Here is a 1,712-nt window from a genome sequence, read left to right as displayed (position 1 = left end):
TATTTTATTTCAAATTTTTCCATTTTTCACAATAAAGCCTAACGTTCCCGCGGTATGGTGTCGTGCGGTTGACTGTCACACGAAGTGTAGATAGTCAAGCCGAAAACGACGGCATACGGAATGTGGGTTTGCAGGTTAAAGCAAAACCGCATGCACTATGACCGCGTGTTAGGTGGCGTTTTTATTTCATTTTTCTAAATTTATTCCACTTTTCTTTTTCCCGATGATTAATAATCCGTTCGTATTTTAAGCAAATCTTATTTGAAGTTTTTTTCATCTTGAAACCCTTTTCGTAATTTGTAACAAATTCATAATGAAAACTATCATTGCTAACCGCTTGTAATATAATCTCGTAGTCATATTTATTTACATTATTAATTCTTTGCCCTATTGGTTTGTACCCAACAATACTAATATAGATTGAATCACAATTGATTATTTTGTTTCGTGGAATTTCGGCTTTCTTCTTGTTTATATTTGACATAGTAGTATAAGCCATTTTTTTTCGTTGATATAAACTGACTACAATCTGATTAGGCTCATCTCCATGAATTGAAATAAACATTGTATCATTTTTTGATGGCCTTATTTTCTCAAGTCTACTATTTATTTGAGGTTTGATATTGTATGGTTTTATAAATAACCTTTTATTCCTGATATCTATTTCTCCTGAACCTCTAAAAATTGTGTGTAATCCATCCCCATATGATATCAATTCATATTCAATTTTACTTCCTTCGATTTTTATTTTTTGATCGTTACAGGTATATATTCCATCAAGATTTTGCGCCTTGATAAATTGAGAAAGTATTGTAAATAGTAAGAATGTCAATTTAATTGTTTTCATATTCTATGAATCATGAAGTTTTTAAAATTATAATTCTTCTTTAGTAAATGCCACCTAACGTTCCCGCGGTATGGTGTCGTGGCAGTTTCTGTCCGATAGGATAGGAACTGTCAGGACAAAAGGTGTTTGCAGCGAACGTTGAATTATTTGGTTTAAAAATACTGCCATGCACTATGACCGCGTGTTAGCCGCCGTATTTTCTATTATTAATTATTATTACTATGACTGATAAAAATTTTAATGAAGATTTAAAAGAAGTTAGAAATCTTAGTCTTTGGACAATAATTCTATTATCAATAACACTAATTCTTTCAGTACTAAGATTACTGCTATTATAAATCCTATTCTTGCGAACCATTTCGTTTTAGGATATTCTTCTAGCATTCTTTCAGATAACTCTAAATCTATTTTTGATTTTTTGAGTTCATCTTTTTCTATTTCTATCTCATCACTTAATTCTTTTAGTTTCTTAATTCCAAGAGGTTTTAATTTGGCACCTTTTTTAGTATTTATAGCCCATTCATTATCGAATATTATGTCATAAATTTTGTGAAAATCAGAACTATTAATATTATTTTTCAACAACTGAAATACCTCATATTTATCAGGTTCTTCGTTATCTTTAATAGTAGTTAATACCTGTATAATATCTTCTTTTTTCATTTTAATATGGCGGCTAACGTTCCCGCGGTATGGTGTCGTGGCAGTTTCTTTCACTCGTGAAAGGAACTGTCAGGACGAAAGGCGCTTGCAGCGAACGTTGAGTTATTTGGTTTTAAAAGTACTGCCATGCACTATGACCGCGTGTTGTACCCAGTTTTTTATTTTTTTTCAATCGTATCCAAAATCAAAAGTTCGGATAATT

2 protein-coding genes are annotated in these 1,712 nt (G+C 31.4%); both read right to left on the bottom strand.

The genetic code is table 11. The annotated features are described in order from the left end of the window. Positions 1–181: 181 nt before the first annotated feature. Positions 182–847, bottom strand: a complete 666-nt coding sequence (locus ACE01N_RS20365; RefSeq protein WP_380592898.1) for a hypothetical protein — start codon at positions 845–847, stop codon at positions 182–184. A 267-nt stretch (positions 848–1,114) separates the two neighbouring features. Further along, positions 1,115–1,510, bottom strand: coding sequence for a hypothetical protein (locus ACE01N_RS20360; protein ID WP_380592896.1), 396 nt, complete (start codon positions 1,508–1,510; stop codon positions 1,115–1,117). Between the last annotated feature and the right edge of the window lie 202 nt (positions 1,511–1,712).

Origin of the sequence: Quyinboa ferrireducens (assembly GCF_042436675.1) — a bacterium.
Lineage (GTDB): Bacteria > Bacteroidota > Bacteroidia > Bacteroidales > UBA5342 > JBHJHP01.
This window is presented reverse-complemented; position numbering and strand designations above follow the sequence as displayed.

What these genes read in the sequence shown, in the direction of transcription:
- ACE01N_RS20365 (WP_380592898.1), bottom strand. Translation starts at nt 847, where the DNA reads ATGAAAACAATTAAATTGACATTCTTACTATTTACAATACTTTCTCAA.
- ACE01N_RS20360 (WP_380592896.1), bottom strand. Translation starts at nt 1,510, where the DNA reads ATGAAAAAAGAAGATATTATACAGGTATTAACTACTATTAAAGATAAC.